We start from the raw sequence: 14,317 nt of genomic DNA on the forward strand, positions 1-14,317 counted from the left end.
AGCGTGCCGCCCCGGCAGCAGCCGCCGGAGGGCGCCGCGGCCGGGAAACCGGAGGCCGATGGCGGAGGCGGTGACGTACCGGAGGGTTGCCGCGGCTAGAGTCCTTGGGGAACGATCCCTTCCCCCGGGAGAGTTGCTCGGTGCCCGTCCCCGCCGTGCCGGCGCGCGGATGAGGCTGCCAGACTGCTGACCCGACGGGACCGAACGCTTCTGACCTGCGGCAACACATATCGGAGGACAAAATCAATGGTCTTCGGGCGCTCTGAACGCCGCCGTGCGGCCGCCGTCGAGCCGGTGACGCTCAAGATCCTGGTGGCCGGCGGCTTCGGCGCGGGCAAGACGACGCTGGTGGGCGCGGTGAGCGAGATCAAGCCGCTGCGCACGGAGGAGATGCTCACCGAGGCCGGACGGCCGGTGGACTCCCTGGACGGTGTCGAGAGCAAGCGCACGACCACGGTGGCGATGGACTTCGGGCGGATCTCACTCCGTGAGGATCTGGTGCTCTACCTGTTCGGCACACCCGGGCAGGATCGTTTCTGGTTCCTCTGGGACGAGCTGGCCCAGGGCGCCCTGGGCGCGGTCGTCCTCGCCGACACCCGGCGGCTGCACGACTGCTTCGCGGCCGTCGACTACTTCGAGCGCCGCGGTATTCCCTTCACCGTCGCGGTCAACTGCTTCGAGGGCGCCGACCGCTACCCGGCGGAGACCGTCCGCGAGGCGCTCGACCTGGACTCCGGCACCCCGGTGGTCCTGTGCGACGCGCGGGACCGCGACTCGGCGAAGGAAGTCCTGATCTCCGTCGTCGAGCACGCCATGCGGATCTCGGCCGGGCAGCGGCAGCCCGCGGCCACCTGACCGGCGGGACCCTTCGCGCGGCCGGTGACGCCCGCACACCGGGCGACGCCCGTCCGCTCGGTGGCGCCCGCGCGGCCGGTGACGCCCGGAAGGACCCGGGTGCCCGCACACGGAGCGGTACGGAGCCGTGCGGAATCGCAGGAGCCGCACAGACCCGCGCCTCGCCGTACCGGACCGCGCCTCGCGGTACCGGACCGCGCCTCCGCGGACGGAGCCGTACGAAGCCGTACGAAGCCGTACCGGACCGCGCCTCGCCGTACGGCCCGGGCACGCCCGCGGCGGCCGCCGGGCGCCGCTACGCCTCGTCCTCCTCCCAGCCGAAGCTGCGCTCGACCGCCTTGCGCCAGTTGCGGTACTCCCGGTCGCGCTCCGCCGCCTCCATCCGCGGCGTCCACTCCTCGTCCCGCTGCCAGTGCGCGCGCAGCTCGTCGAGGTCCTGCCAGACCCCGGTGGCGAGCCCCGCCGCGTAGGCGGCGCCGAGGCAGGTGGTCTCCGAGACCACCGGCCTGATCACCGGCACTCCCAGCACGTCCGCCTGGTGCTGCATCAGCAGCCCGTTCGCGGTCATGCCGCCGTCCACCTTCAGCGTGGTGATCTCCACCCCGGAGTCCTCGCGCATGGCGTCGACCACCTCGCGCGTCTGCCAACTGGTCGCCTCCAGCACGGCACGGGCCAGATGGGCCTTGGTGACGTAGCGCGTGAGCCCGGTGACCACGCCGCGCGCGTCGGAGCGCCAGTACGGCGCGAACAGCCCGGAGAAGGCCGGGACGATGTACGCGCCGCCGTTGTCCTCCACGCTCGCGGCGAGCGGTTCGATCTCGTCCGCGGACCGGATGATGCCGAGCTGGTCCCGGAACCACTGCACGAGCGCCCCGGTGATCGCGATGGAGCCCTCCAGGCAGTACACGGGCCGTTCGCCGCCCAGTTGGTAGCCCATCGTCGTCAGCAGCCCGCTCTTGGAGGGCACGGGGCGTGTGCCGGTGTTGAGGAGCAGGAAACTGCCCGTGCCGTACGTGTTCTTCGCCTCCCCGACGCCGTAGCAGGTCTGCCCGAACACGGCCGCCTGCTGGTCGCCGAGCGCCGAGGCGACCGGAACCCCCGCCAGCGGGCCGACCGCGGTGCCGTACATCTCCGCCGAGGAGCGGATCTCCGGGAGCACCGCCTCCGGGATGTTCATCGCGGCGAGCACGGACGCGTCCCACTGGAGGGTGTGGAGGTTCATCAGCATGGTGCGGCCCGCGTTGGTGACGTCCGTGACGTGCCGGCCGCCGTCGGTGCCGCCGGTGAGATTCCAGATGAGCCACGAGTCCACGGTGCCGAACGCGATCTCGCCGTTCTCCGCGCGCGCCCGCAGCCCGGGCACGTTGTCCAGCAGCCACGCGGCCTTGGGGCCGGAGAAGTAGCTGGCGAGCGGCAGCCCCGTGATGTCACGGAAGCGGTCCTGGCCGTCCTCCCCGCCCAGTTCGCCGCAGAGCGCGGAGGTACGGGTGTCCTGCCAGACGATCGCGTTGTGCACGGGCCTGCCGGTGATCCGGTCCCACAGCACCGTCGTCTCGCGCTGGTTGGTGATGCCCAGCGCGCTGAGCTGTTCGGCGCGCAGCCCCGCCTTGGCCAGGGCGCCCGCCACCACGGCCTGGACCTTGGACCAGATCTCGGTGGCGTCGTGCTCGACCCAGCCGGGCCTGGGGAAGATCTGGCGGTGCTCGCGCTGGTCGACGGAGACGACCGCTCCGTGCTGGTTGAAGACCATGCAGCGGCTGGACGTGGTGCCCTGGTCGATCGCGGCGACGTACAGATCCGTCATGACCGTTCCTCCACTCAGAAGGCAGCTTTGAAGATCAGCGCGCCCAGCACCGCCCCGAGCAGCGGGCCGGCGACCGGAATCCAGGCGTAACCCCAGTCGGACGTTCCCTTGTTCGGAATGGGCAGCAGGGCGTGCGCGATACGCGGTCCGAGGTCGCGGGCCGGGTTGATGGCATAGCCGGTGGGCCCGCCGAGCGAGAGGCCGATGCCGACGACGAGCAGCGCGACGATCAGGGTCTGCACGCCCGACTGGCCCAGGCCCTCGGTGAGGCCGAAGGCGAGGATGGGCAGCACCAGTCCGATCGTCGCGATCGTCTCCGTGACGACGTTGGCGACCGGCTGCCGGATCTCCGGGATCGTGGAGAAGATGCCGAGCGTCGGTTCCTCGTTGGCGCCGAACTGGGCGTAGTAGGCGAGCCAGGTGAGCACGGCGCCGATGAAGGCTCCGATCATCTGGCCGAGGACGTACACCGGCGCCTGGTCCCAGTCGCCGGTGTCGATGGCGATGCCCAGGGTCACGGCCGGGTTGATGTGCCCGCCCGACAGCGGGCCCGCGGTGTACGCCCCGGCGAGCACGCCGAAGCCCCAGCCGAACGCCACGACGACCCAGCCGGCCTTGCTGGCCTTGGAATGCCTGAGACTGACGGCGGCGCAGACGCCCGCGCCGAACAGAATGAGGATCGCGGTTCCGATGATCTCGCCGACGAGTATGTCGCCGTTGGAAAACTCCATTGCGGCTCCTAGTCCCTCACCCGGGACGTCCCGCCCCGGTCCTCCGTGCAGGGTGTGCTTCCCCACGGAGCCGGGCGCCGGGACAGCCGCGCCGCCCGGTTCCCGACACGGGGGACACGGGCACGGGGATACCCCACCGCTCGGCGTCCATGACGAGCGTGCCAGGGCTGCGGAACCGCCCTCGGGGACGGGGAAGCGGCGGCCGCGGGATGCCTCCGCGCGGCCGGGCGCCGGTGACGGCGATGCCGGCAGTCACCGGAAGTGTTCACCGGTGCCGGGGGAGCGTCAAGGTCGTGCACAGGGTCGTGCACGGCGGCGGCTTCCCGGGGGCGTACGGTGCGCCTCCGCCCCCGGGCGCCTCCGCCCCCGGTGTCTCCGCTCCGGTGTCAGTCCCCGGTGTCAGTGCCCCGGTGTCAGCGAGCGGCGGGAGACGGGGAAGTCGAAGTAGGTGTCGGGGAAGAGTTCCGGCCGGTGGGTGAAGTGCCACCATTCCTCGGGCAGGTTGGCGAACCCCTGCTCCTCCAGCGCCGACTTCAGCAACTGCCGGTTCGCCCGCTGCTCCGGGGTGATCCGCGGGTCCTCGGTGTGCGACAGGGTGTCGAAGCAGTCGTAGCCGGTCCCCATGTCGGCGGAGTTGTCGGGGAACCGCTCGTCCTGCGGGGCGTAACACGGCACCAGCGGCTCGCCCGGTACGTACGGCCGGGTCGGAAGGGCCGGGAGCCGCACCACGGTCAGGTCCACGGTGCTGCCGCGGCTGTGCCCGGACTTCTCCGCGATGTAGCCGTCCTCGAACAGCCGGTCCTTCTCGACCCGCGGGTAGAACTCCTCCTTCATCCGTACGTCACCGAGGTCCTCCGCCCAGCGGACGAACTGGTCCACCGCGCGCTGCGGCCGGTAGCAGTCGTACACCTTCAGCGTGTAGCCCTTCCGGAGCAGCTTGTGCTGCGCCGCGCGGAGGGCCTTCGCCGCCGGTTCGGTGAGGATGCACATGGGGGCGCGGTACCCGTCGATGCGGTCGCCGGTGAAGTTGTGCGCCGTGTGGTAGCGGATGTCCTGAAGGATCGTCGGGGCGACGTCGCGGAGGGCGACGAAGCCGGACGGGGCCTTGGGTTCGGGGCCCGCGGCGGCCCGGGCCTGCGGGGGAGCGGCGGTGACCGCGAGGAGAGCGGCGGCGGACAGGACGGCCGAGCGGAGGGCGGTGGTGAGTCTTGGCATGTACTGGATCTACCAGCCGGGCGGCCGGTGGCGGAAGAGGACGGGGTACAGTCCGCGCGTGTCCACCCCGGAACCACGACAGGACTCGCACTGCGCGTACTGCGGCGCGGCGTTCCCCGAGGGCGCCGCCTGGCCCCGCCGCTGCGCCCGCTGCGGCAACACCTCCTACCGGAACCCGCTGCCGGTCGCGGTCGCCCTGCTGCCCGTACGGGCACGGGCCGGCGAGGGCCTCCCGGCCGCGGAGGGTTCCGCGGCCGGCGGGCCGGACAGCCGGCGCCGCTCCGCGGGAGGCGAGCCGGCCGGCGGACCCTTGCCGGCCGGTGATCCGGGCGGCGGCCCGCACGGTCTGCCCCTCCCGGCCGGTGGTCCGGGCGGTGGCCCGCACGGCCTGCCGCATCCGGACCGTGCGCCGGCCGGCGGCCCGTACGGAGACCGCACCGGGCTGGTGGTCGTCCGCCGCGCCGTCGAGCCCCGCCGCGGACTGCTGGCGCTCCCCGGCGGATTCGTCGACGACCGGGAGGACTGGCGGCACGCCGTCGTCCGGGAACTCCGGGAGGAGACCGGGATCGAGGCCGGAGCGGACGAGGTGCGTCTCGCGGACGTCCTCAGCTCGCCCGACGGCCACCTCCTCGTCTTCGGCCTGCTGCCCGCACGCGCTGCCGCGGACCTGCCGCCGGCCGGGCCCACCCCGGAGACCACGGAGCGGCGTGTCCTGTACGAGCCCGCCGATCTGGCCTTCCCCCTGCACACCGCGGTGGCCCGCGGCTGGTTCGAGGGGCGCTACGGCCCCGTGTCCTGACGGGCCGCCACACGTCGCGAAGATGCCGGGCCGCCCTCCCCGGTGTCACGTCGGACAGTCCCGCGGCGCCACGACGGACCGCTCCCGGCGACACGCCGGACCACCCACGGCGACACCCCGACCTGCCGGGCGGCACGCCGGACCGTGAAGCCGGGCGGCAGGCCGGACCGAGAGCCGGCCGGCACGCCGGACCGTAAGCCGGACGACACGGCAAGCCGGGCGTCCCATCATCCCGGCCGGGCCCCGGGCTCCCCGCGGAGACCTCCCCGCGGGGACGCCGGCGTTCAGCCCGGCTCCTGCCCCGTCCCGCCGCCCGGCAGCCCCCGCACCCGCAGCGGCAGGCCGGGCGCCGCGCCGTCCGCGCCCTCGACGACCACCCGGCCGCCGTACCGGACGCTCGTCCAGCGCTGCACCGGAGGCAGGTCCCAGCCGTCACCCGGGTCGGCCGCGAACTCCCCGCCACCCCGCCGCCCGGGCGCCGGAGCCCACACCTCCAGCTCCACCCCGCCGCCCGGCGCCGCCACGGGCAGCACCGCCCCGGCGCGCGCCAGCACCGGCACCCGCGACAACGGCGCGTCCAGCAGCACCCGCCCCGGGCCCTCGTACGCCGCCCCGGTCGCCGTGTCGTACCAGCGCCCCGGCGGCAGCCGTACGTCCCGCCGCACCGCGCCGCGTTCCAGCACCGGCGCCACCAGCAGTGCGTCCCCCAGCAGGAACGCGTCGTCGCACGCCCGCAGCGCCCGGTCCTCGGGGGTGTCCCACCACAGCGGCCGGGCGTACGGCGCGCCGGTGCGGTGCGCGGCCCGCGCCAGGGTGGTGAAGTACGGCAGCAGCCGCTCCCGCTCCCGCAGCACCGCGCGGGCGTGTTCCAGCACCTCCGTCCCGGAACCCCACGGCGCGCACCGCCCCGCCGGCCCCGGTCGCGGGTCCGTGGCGGCGACGGTACGGAACAGCGGCAGGTAGGCCGCCAGCTGGAGCCCCCGCAGCCACAGCTCCGGCGACAGCGGGCCGGCACCGTCGCCACGAGCGGGCCCCGCGCCGATGTCCGGGCCCGAGTACGGCACGCCGCACAACCCGAGACCGAGGGTCACCGACAGCGCGTCCCGCAGTCCGTCCCAGCCGGATCCCGCGCCGCCCGGGCAGACGCCGCCGTAGCGCTGCACGCCCGCCCAGCCGGAGCCGGACAGCACGAACGGCCGCCGGTCCGGGCGCAGTTCGCGCAGCGCGTCGTGGGCGGCCCGGGCCATGGCCAGGCCGTACACGTTGTGCGCCTCCCGGTGGTCGCCGCCGCGGCCCTCCAGCACATGCCGGGCCGAACGCGGCAGCGCGGGCTCCCCGAAGCCGCGCGCGTGCCCCGGCTCCCCGGGCCCGTGCCAGAAGCCGGCGAAGCCCAGCGCCAGCCGCTCCGCGTACAGCCCGCTCCACCACTTCCGCACCTGCGGATCGGTGAAGTCGGGGAACACGGACGCCCCCGTCCCGAGCACACCGCGCACCGGGCGGCCCCGCCCGTCCGTCACGAACGCCCCGGTCGCCATGCCGCTCTCGTACCGCGGCTCTCCGGGCTCCTCCCTGATCCCCGCGGGCACGGCGGACACCAGCCGCACCCCCGCGCGCCGCAGTTCCGCCGCGCGGCGCGGCAGGTCCGCGGGCGCCGCGTCACCACCGGACGCCCGGCGCCGCCCGGACCGCGGGTGCCGCACCGGCTGGTGCGGCACCGGGACATGCAGCGCCGACAGCGGCAGGCCGTGCTCCCGGTGGGCGTCGACGGCCGCCCGCACCTCGTCCGCGCCGCACTCGCCCGGCAGGACGTGCTGGTGCCCCAGAGCCCAGGCCGGCGGCAGCGCGGGCGCGCCCGTCAGCGCGCGGAAGCCCCGCAGCACCCGGGCCGGGCTCCCCACCACGACCCAGGAACGCGCCGGACCGCCCTCGAACTCCAGCTCGCAGCTGCCCCGCCGGTCGTGCCCGGAGCCCAGCCCCTCGGCACCCGCCCGAAGCCGAACCCGGCCGTCCCAGGTGTTGTCGTGGAAGACCAGGTGACTGCCCGCGTCCGCGACGACCAGCTGCACCGGCATCGTCACCGGCAGCCCGTCACCCTCCCGAGCCGTGCCGTCGCCCGCGCCGTTCCACAGCCGGTACGTGCCGTCCCCGGGCCCCGCCCCCGAGGCACCCGGCACCCCTCCCGGCACCCGCGGCCCGGGCCCGAAGAAGCGCGCGTCCGCCGCCACCTCCGAACGCTGCACCCAGCGCGGCCCGCCGGCCCCGGGCTCCGTCCCGGCCCGGTCCCACCAGCGCGGCGGCAGGTCCCGCCGCAGCAGCACCCCGCCCGGCGTACGGAACTCCACTGCGCCGTGCCGCGACACCGCGACCGTCACCCGCGCCGAGACGACCCGCCAGCCGCCGTCCCGGTCCGGCTCCAGCTCCGCCCGCGCGTCCGCCTCCGGACATCCCCGCGCCAGCGCGTACGAGGGCTCCGCCGCGGCACCGTCCCAGCCGCAGAACACGGCACCGGCCGATGTCACGCGCAGCAGCAGCGACGACCGGGCGAACCGCACCACCCCGCCGCCCGGTCCCGGTTCCGCGTCCCGCGCCGCACCCGGCACCCGGGCCCGCTCCGCCCCCCGCGGCGGAAGCCCCCAGGCGTCCGCCCGGCGCAGCCGCCAGGCGGCTCTCACGGACCGCAGACCTTGCGTCGTCCCGATCACTTTCACCGACCGCACAAGGTCACGCGCATCCATGCCGCTCAGACTGCCACCGGCGGCGGCCTACGGGCGGCCCGTTCAACCGCCGTTCACCAGGGGTTGTGCCAACGGTCCCGAAGCCGGGGCGCCGCCGTCCGCCCGCTCCCGGCCGCACGGCCCCGTCCGGCGTGGCCGGAGCACACTCCGCGCCACCCGGATATGGGCATTCCGCCCTGGTGCGGGCCACGATCACATGGCATCGTCCTGTGCAGCGTGTGACGCGCACACCCCCGCGCGTGCGCGCCCACGCCGACCACGCGTACAGCCCGGGAGCCGCCGACATGAGCCCAGCGAACACCGCACCGCCGACCGCCGATCCCGCGCAGCCCCTGTGGCGGCCGGGAGCCGACCGCGTCGACCGGGCCGCCATCACCCGCTTCCAGACCTGGGCGGCCGACCGGCACGGCGCGCCCCGGCTCGTCCCCGGCGACCCGGCCGCGAGCTACGCGGCCCTGCACCGCTGGTCCGTCGAGGACCTGCCGCGCTTCTGGCAGGCCGTCGCCGAATGGTTCGACGTACGCTTCTCCGCCCCGTACGAGACGGTGCTCGCCGACCGCTCCATGCCCGGCGCCCGCTGGTTCCCCGGCGCCACCCTCAACTACGCCGAGCACGCCCTGCGCGCCGCCGAGGACCCGGCGAGGGCCGGCGCACCGGCCCTGCTGCACGTCGACGAGACCCACGAGCCCCGGCCCGTCTCCTGGTCCGGGCTGCGCCGCCAGGTCGGCTCGCTGGCCGCCGAGCTGCGCGCCCTGGGCGTACGCCCGGGTGACCGGGTCAGCGGCTATCTGCCGAACATCCCGCAGGCCGTCGTCGCCCTCCTCGCCTCCGCCGCCGTCGGAGCCGTCTGGACCTCCTGCGCCCCCGACTTCGGCGCCCGGAGCGTCCTCGACCGCTTCCAGCAGGTCGAGCCGGTCGTCCTGTTCACCGTCGACGGCTACCGGTACGGCGGCAAGGAGCACGACCGCACCGGCACCGTCGCCGAACTCCGCCGCGAGCTGCCCGGCCTGCGCGCCGTCGTACACGTCCCGCTGCTCGGCACCCCCGCCCCAGAAGGGGCCCTCACCTGGGACGACCTCACCTCCGGCGACACGGAACCGGTCTTCGAGCAGGTGCCCTTCGACCACCCGCTGTGGGTGCTGTACTCCTCGGGCACGACCGGCCTGCCCAAGGCCATCGTCCAGTCCCAGGGCGGCATCCTCCTCGAACACCTCAAGCAACTCGGCCTGCACAGCGACCTCGGCCCCGGCGACCGCTTCTTCTGGTACACCTCCACCGGCTGGATGATGTGGAACTTCCTCGTCTCCGGCCTCCTCACCGGCACCACCGTGGTGCTCTACGACGGCAGCCCCGGCCACCCCCGCACCGACGCCCAGTGGAGCGTCGCGGAACGCACCGGCGCCACCTTCTACGGCACCTCCGCCGCCTATGTCATGGCCTGCCGCAAGGCCGGCGTCCACCCCGGCCGGGACTTCGACCTCTCCCGGGTGCGCTGCGTCGCCACGACGGGCTCGCCGCTGCCCCCCGACGGCTTCCGCTGGATCCACGACGAGGTCGCCGCGGACCTGTGGACCGCCTCCGTCAGCGGCGGCACCGACGTGTGCAGCTGCTTCGCCGGCGCGGTGCCCACGCTCCCGGTCCACATCGGCGAACTCCAGGCCCCCTGCCTCGGCACCGACCTCCAGGCCTGGGACGCCCGGGGGGAGCCCGTCACCGACGAGGTCGGCGAGCTGATCGTCACCAACCCCATGCCGTCCATGCCGCTCCGCTTCTGGAACGACCCCGACGGTTCCCGCTACCGCGACAGCTACTTCGACATGTTCCCGGGCAACTGGCGGCACGGGGACTGGATCACCCTCACCTCCCACGGCGGCGTCGTCATCCACGGCCGCTCCGACTCCACCCTCAACCGGCAGGGCGTCCGGATGGGCTCCGCCGACATCTACGAGGCCGTCGAACGGCTCCCGGAAATCCGGGAGTCCCTGGTCATCGGCGTCGAACAGGCCGACGGCGGCTACTGGATGCCGCTCTTCGTCCACCTCGCCGAAGGCGCGGTCCTCGACGACGCCCTGCGGGACCGGGTGAAGCGCACCATCCGCGAACAGCTGTCACCCCGCCACGTACCCGACGAGATCATCGAAGCCCCCGGGGTGCCGCACACCCTCACCGGCAAGCGCATCGAGGTCCCGGTCAAACGCCTCTTCCAGGGCACCGCCCTCGACAAGGCCGTCAACCCGGGCTCCGTCGACGACGTCGAACTGCTCCGCTTCTACGAGGGCGTGGCGCGCGGCCGCTCCGGCGGAACCGCCTGACCCCGGCGGCGGAGAAGCACCACGGCGGCGGGAGAGGCACCACGGCGGCGGGACGGGATTGGCCACCCTCCGTCACGATGTCAGACCCCTCGGTTACGTTCGGTGACAGTCAGCTGTCCGTAACCGAGGGGGAGACATGGGAGACACGTCCCAGACACGGGCCGGCAGGAATCCGGCGGCCGAGCGGCATCCGTTGTTCCGCGAAACACCCGGCATCGTGGCCCTGCTGGCCGACGAGCAGGACTTCGACGCCATGCGGAGGTATGCGCCGTTCTCCGGCATGGACGGCCACCCCGCGTATCTGCGACTGGCCGAGGAGCTGCTCCGCACACTCGCGGCCCGCGGCGCGCACACCGCGCTCGCGCTCTTCGACCCGGCCCGCTTCGAGGGGTTCTGCGCCGAGAGCGGGCTCGACCCCGGTACCCCCGAGGCCAGGGCCCGGTACACGGCCGAGATCGCCGGCCGCGGCACGACGGTCCCCTACGACGGGCAGCCGCTCGACCAGCTGCTGCCCCTGCTCGTCAGCACCGCGGAACGCCGGGCCGGGCTGGACCGCGCGACCACCCTGCTCGCCACCGCGGGCGACTGCGCGGACTGCGGCGAGGACATCGGCCGCGCCGCGTACACCCGGGCCACCCGCGCCCTGGCCGAGCTGCTCGAAGCCGCCGGTCCCGGCACCCACCACCTGGTGTGCAGCGTCCCGGCCGGCGACACGCCGCTCACCGCCGTGCTCCACACCGGCGCCGCCCGCGAGGGCGGCCCGTCCGGCATCCCCGAGGAGGACGCCCTCCACTTCTGCTCCGTGCTGGCCGCGGGCATCGCGACGGACAGCCCCGGCGGCGTCGTGATGCGCACCGAACACACCGAGCGGAACGACCAGGTGCGCGGCTGGGTGCTGCGGCACGCCTGGCCGCGGCCGCTCACCGGCGCCGAGGTCTTCACGGCCTACTGCACCGACCCGCTCACCGGTGAACCGGTGCCTCCAGAGCCGGGCGTCGACCATCTGCCGGGCATCCCGCTGCCGGAGCCCGGAGACGGCTGCTGAGACACCGCGGGCCGGTGCCCGCCCCCGCGTGGGGGACAAGGACACCGGCCCGCGGCCGGATGACGAGCGGCTCACTCCCCGGAGAGCACCACCTGCGCGGCGCGCCGGGCGTCCTCCGCGGTGTCCGCGGCACGCGCGGCGGACGCGGCGCGCTCACACTGGGCGAGCGTGTGCTTGGCCAGCGTCGAGCGCACATACGGCAGCGAGGCCGCGCCCATCGACAGGCTGGTGACACCGAGCCCCGTCAGCACACAGGCGAGCAGCGGATCCGAGGCCGCCTCGCCGCAGACACCGCAGCTCTTGCCCTCCGCCTTCGCGGCCTCGGCCGACAGCGCGACGAGGTCGAGCAGCGCGGGCTGCCACGGGTCCTGGAGCCGGGACACGGCGCCCACCTGGCGGTCGGCCGCGAAGGTGTACTGCGCCAGGTCGTTCGTGCCCAGCGACAGGAACTCCACCTCCTGCAGGATCGACCGGGCCCGCAGCGCGGCCGCCGGGATCTCCACCATCGCACCGAACTTCGCCCGCAGCCCCGCCTCGCGGCAGGCGTCGGCGAACGCCTTCGCGTCGGTGCGGTCGGCGACCATGGGCGCCATCACCTCGAGATAGACCGGCAGCCCCTCGGCCGCCTTCGCCAGAGCGGTGAGCTGGGTGCGCAGCACGTCCGGGTGGTCCAGCAGAGTCCGCAGGCCGCGCACGCCGAGCGCCGGGTTGGGCTCGTCGGAGGGGGTGAGGAAGTCCAGCGGCTTGTCGGCCCCCGCGTCCAGGACGCGCACGACGACCCGCCCCTCGGGGAAGGCCTCGAGCACCTGGCGGTAGGCCTCGATCTGCTTCTCCTCCGACGGCGCGTTCCCACTGTCGTCGAGGAAGAGGAACTCCGTACGGAACAGGCCGACACCCTCGGCCCCCGCGTCGACCGCGGCCGGCACGTCGGCCGGCCCTCCGACGTTGGCGAGGAGCGGCACCTTGTGCCCGTCCGACGTCGCCCCGGGCCCGGTGGAGGCGGCGAGCGCGGCACGCCGCTCGGCGGCCGCGGCCTCCATGGCCGCCCGCTTCTCGGGACTCGGCGACACGAAGATCTCACCGGAACTGCCGTCGACCGCGACGACCGTGCCCTCGACCAGATCCCCGGCGCCCGGCAGCGCCACCACCGCGGGCACACCGAGCGCACGCGCCAGAATGGCGCTGTGGCTGGTCGGCCCGCCCTCCTCGGTCACGAACCCCAGCACCAGCGCGGGGTCGAGCAGCGCCGTGTCGGCGGGGGCCAGATCCCGGGCGATCAGCACGTACGGCTCGTCGCTGTCGGGCACGCCCGGCATCGGAACCCCGAGCAGCCGGGCCACGATGCGGTTGCGCACGTCGTCCAGGTCGGCGACCCGGCCCGCCAGGTACTCACCGGCACCCGCCAGCAGGGCCCGGTACGCGGCGAAAGCGTCGTACACGGCACGCTCGGCCGTGCTGCCGACGGCGATGCGCCGTTCGACGTCCGACATGAGTTCCGGGTCCTGCGCCATCATCGCCTGCGCCTCGAGCACGGCCTGCGCCTCGCCGCCGGCCAGGTTGCCGCGTGCCAGCAGGTCGGCGGAAACAGCCTCGACGGCCTGCCGCGCGCGCCCCTGTTCCCGCTCGGCGTCCTCCTTGGGAATCTGCTTCGCCGGCGGCTCGAGCACCGCGGTACCCATGTGCCGGACCTCGCCGATCGCCACCCCGTGGCTCACGCCGACGCCTCGCAGTGTTGTCTCCATTGCACCGTCTCCGATAGATGCGGCGGATCCGTGGCCGCCGCGGTGGATGTCGTACTCGCCGTCAGCGCCGCGCCGCGCTCACTTCCAGGTGAACAGCGGGGCGCCGGCGCTGACGTCACCGCTCTCGGAGACGTCGGAGAGCGCCTCCGCGGTCGCCTCGAGGGCGACGACGGGGCAGACCGGGGACTTGCCGGCGGCCTCGACCTCGGCGGGGTTCCAGCGGACGACAAAGTCACCCCGGCGCACGGTGTCCCCCTTGTTGACGAGCAGCTCGAAGCCCTCGCCGTTCAGCTGGACCGTGTCGATGCCGAGATGGGTCAGCACGCCGTGGCCTTCCGCGTCGACGACGACGAAGGCGTGCGGGTGCAGCGATACGACGATGCCGTCGACCGGCGCCACGGCCACGGACGGTTCGCGGACCGGGTCAACTGCAGTGCCGGGCCCGACCATCGCGCCGGAGAACACCGGGTCCGGGACTGCGGCCAGTCCGATCGAAGCCCCGGACAGCGGGGACGTCACAGTGGTCATGGGAAAGCCTCCCAGGGGTGGAAAAGGATCAAGCGCCGCCCCTGCTCGGCTCGGACGGCGTACCGTTCAGAAGCCTAAGTCATGGGTAGTGCCGGTTCCGTCTGAGCGGGCACGAGCCCGCGCCCGGCCGGGTGCCGCATATCGATTTGCCTCGCCCGCACCGGAGCTGTACTGTCGGACTCCTGCCCACAACCCCAGATGCGGTGTCGCCGCGCGGGGTGTGGACGGCACTCATCAAATCCTTGAAAGAACTTTCCGATACACCTTCGGCATGTCCGGAGATCGAGTGGTCGGAGAAGTCGAAAAGGACTGATAGAGTAGCGGAACACCGAAGGGAAGCGCCCGGAGGGCCCGGAGACGGGTTCGAAGGAAGCGTCCGTTCTTTGAGAACTCAACAGCGTGCCAAAAGTCAACGCCAGATATGTTGATGCCCCGTCTCACTCGGTGAGGCGAGGTTCCTTTGAAAAAGTCCACCCCGTGCGGGCCCCGTGTTTTCGGGTCTGCTGTGTCGGGGTGGCGTGACAGCGAGGACGCTGTGAACGGCCGGATTA

General features: G+C 74.0%; 10 protein-coding genes. 4 read left to right on the forward strand and 6 right to left on the reverse strand.

Annotated features, from left to right (window positions below; genetic code table 11):
* The first annotated feature begins 246 nt into the window (after window positions 1-246).
* Window positions 247-855, forward strand: coding sequence for a GTP-binding protein (locus GCU69_RS20885; protein WP_098750686.1), 609 nt, complete (start codon window positions 247-249; stop codon window positions 853-855).
* Window positions 856-1,150: 295 nt separating this feature from the next.
* On the opposite strand, the gene glpK is transcribed toward GCU69_RS20885, so the two are convergent.
* The 3 genes from glpK to GCU69_RS20900 form a co-directional block, all read right to left on the reverse strand.
* A complete protein-coding gene (gene glpK / locus GCU69_RS20890; protein ID WP_156206872.1) occupies window positions 1,151-2,659 on the reverse strand; it encodes a glycerol kinase GlpK in 1,509 nt (502 codons plus the stop codon).
* 14 nt (window positions 2,660-2,673) lie between these two features.
* Window positions 2,674-3,390, reverse strand: a complete 717-nt coding sequence (locus GCU69_RS20895; RefSeq protein WP_156206873.1) for an MIP/aquaporin family protein — start codon at window positions 3,388-3,390, stop codon at window positions 2,674-2,676.
* A 399-nt stretch (window positions 3,391-3,789) separates the two neighbouring features.
* The gene (locus tag GCU69_RS20900) at window positions 3,790-4,605 is read right to left on the reverse strand and encodes a M15 family metallopeptidase (RefSeq protein ID WP_098750683.1); all 816 of its coding nucleotides are present in this window, start codon (window positions 4,603-4,605) and stop codon (window positions 3,790-3,792) included.
* Window positions 4,606-4,915: 310 nt separating this feature from the next.
* Between GCU69_RS20900 and GCU69_RS20910 the strand changes: the two genes are divergently transcribed.
* A complete protein-coding gene (locus tag GCU69_RS20910; protein WP_156206877.1) occupies window positions 4,916-5,404 on the forward strand; it encodes an NUDIX domain-containing protein in 489 nt (162 codons plus the stop codon).
* Window positions 5,405-5,688: 284 nt separating this feature from the next.
* On the opposite strand, the gene GCU69_RS20915 is transcribed toward GCU69_RS20910, so the two are convergent.
* The gene (locus GCU69_RS20915; RefSeq protein ID WP_156206874.1) at window positions 5,689-8,139 is read right to left on the reverse strand and encodes a glycoside hydrolase family 31 protein; all 2,451 of its coding nucleotides are present in this window, start codon (window positions 8,137-8,139) and stop codon (window positions 5,689-5,691) included.
* A gap of 284 nt (window positions 8,140-8,423) precedes the next feature.
* Here GCU69_RS20915 and GCU69_RS20920 point away from each other — a divergent pair, with 284 nt between their 5' ends.
* Complete coding sequence (locus GCU69_RS20920; protein ID WP_156206875.1) at window positions 8,424-10,451, forward strand: acetoacetate--CoA ligase; 2,028 nt, start codon at window positions 8,424-8,426, stop codon at window positions 10,449-10,451.
* Window positions 10,452-10,587: 136 nt separating this feature from the next.
* A complete protein-coding gene (locus GCU69_RS20925) occupies window positions 10,588-11,496 on the forward strand; it encodes a hypothetical protein (RefSeq protein ID WP_156206876.1) in 909 nt (302 codons plus the stop codon).
* A 71-nt stretch (window positions 11,497-11,567) separates the two neighbouring features.
* Here the strand turns inward: GCU69_RS20925 and ptsP are convergent, their stop codons facing one another.
* Complete coding sequence (ptsP, locus tag GCU69_RS20930; RefSeq protein ID WP_098750679.1) at window positions 11,568-13,238, reverse strand: phosphoenolpyruvate--protein phosphotransferase; 1,671 nt, start codon at window positions 13,236-13,238, stop codon at window positions 11,568-11,570.
* 78 nt (window positions 13,239-13,316) lie between these two features.
* Window positions 13,317-13,766, reverse strand: coding sequence for a PTS sugar transporter subunit IIA (locus tag GCU69_RS20935; protein WP_098750678.1), 450 nt, complete (start codon window positions 13,764-13,766; stop codon window positions 13,317-13,319).
* Between the last annotated feature and the right edge of the window lie 551 nt (window positions 13,767-14,317).

The sequence above is a fragment of the Streptomyces lycii genome, from assembly GCF_009735685.1.
Taxonomy (GTDB): domain Bacteria; phylum Actinomycetota; class Actinomycetes; order Streptomycetales; family Streptomycetaceae; genus Streptomyces; species Streptomyces lycii.

Excerpts from the sequence above, each read along its gene's own strand:
- GCU69_RS20885 (WP_098750686.1), top strand. The coding sequence starts at position 247 with ATGGTCTTCGGGCGCTCTGAACGCCGCCGTGCGGCCGCCGTCGAGCCG.
- GCU69_RS20925 (WP_156206876.1), top strand. The coding sequence starts at position 10,588 with ATGGGAGACACGTCCCAGACACGGGCCGGCAGGAATCCGGCGGCCGAG.
- GCU69_RS20915 (WP_156206874.1), bottom strand. The coding sequence starts at position 8,139 with ATGGATGCGCGTGACCTTGTGCGGTCGGTGAAAGTGATCGGGACGACG.
- GCU69_RS20900 (WP_098750683.1), bottom strand. The coding sequence starts at position 4,605 with ATGCCAAGACTCACCACCGCCCTCCGCTCGGCCGTCCTGTCCGCCGCC.
- GCU69_RS20895 (WP_156206873.1), bottom strand. The coding sequence starts at position 3,390 with ATGGAGTTTTCCAACGGCGACATACTCGTCGGCGAGATCATCGGAACC.
- ptsP (WP_098750679.1), bottom strand. The coding sequence starts at position 13,238 with ATGGAGACAACACTGCGAGGCGTCGGCGTGAGCCACGGGGTGGCGATC.
- glpK (WP_156206872.1), bottom strand. The coding sequence starts at position 2,659 with ATGACGGATCTGTACGTCGCCGCGATCGACCAGGGCACCACGTCCAGC.
- GCU69_RS20920 (WP_156206875.1), top strand. The coding sequence starts at position 8,424 with ATGAGCCCAGCGAACACCGCACCGCCGACCGCCGATCCCGCGCAGCCC.
- GCU69_RS20935 (WP_098750678.1), bottom strand. The coding sequence starts at position 13,766 with ATGACCACTGTGACGTCCCCGCTGTCCGGGGCTTCGATCGGACTGGCC.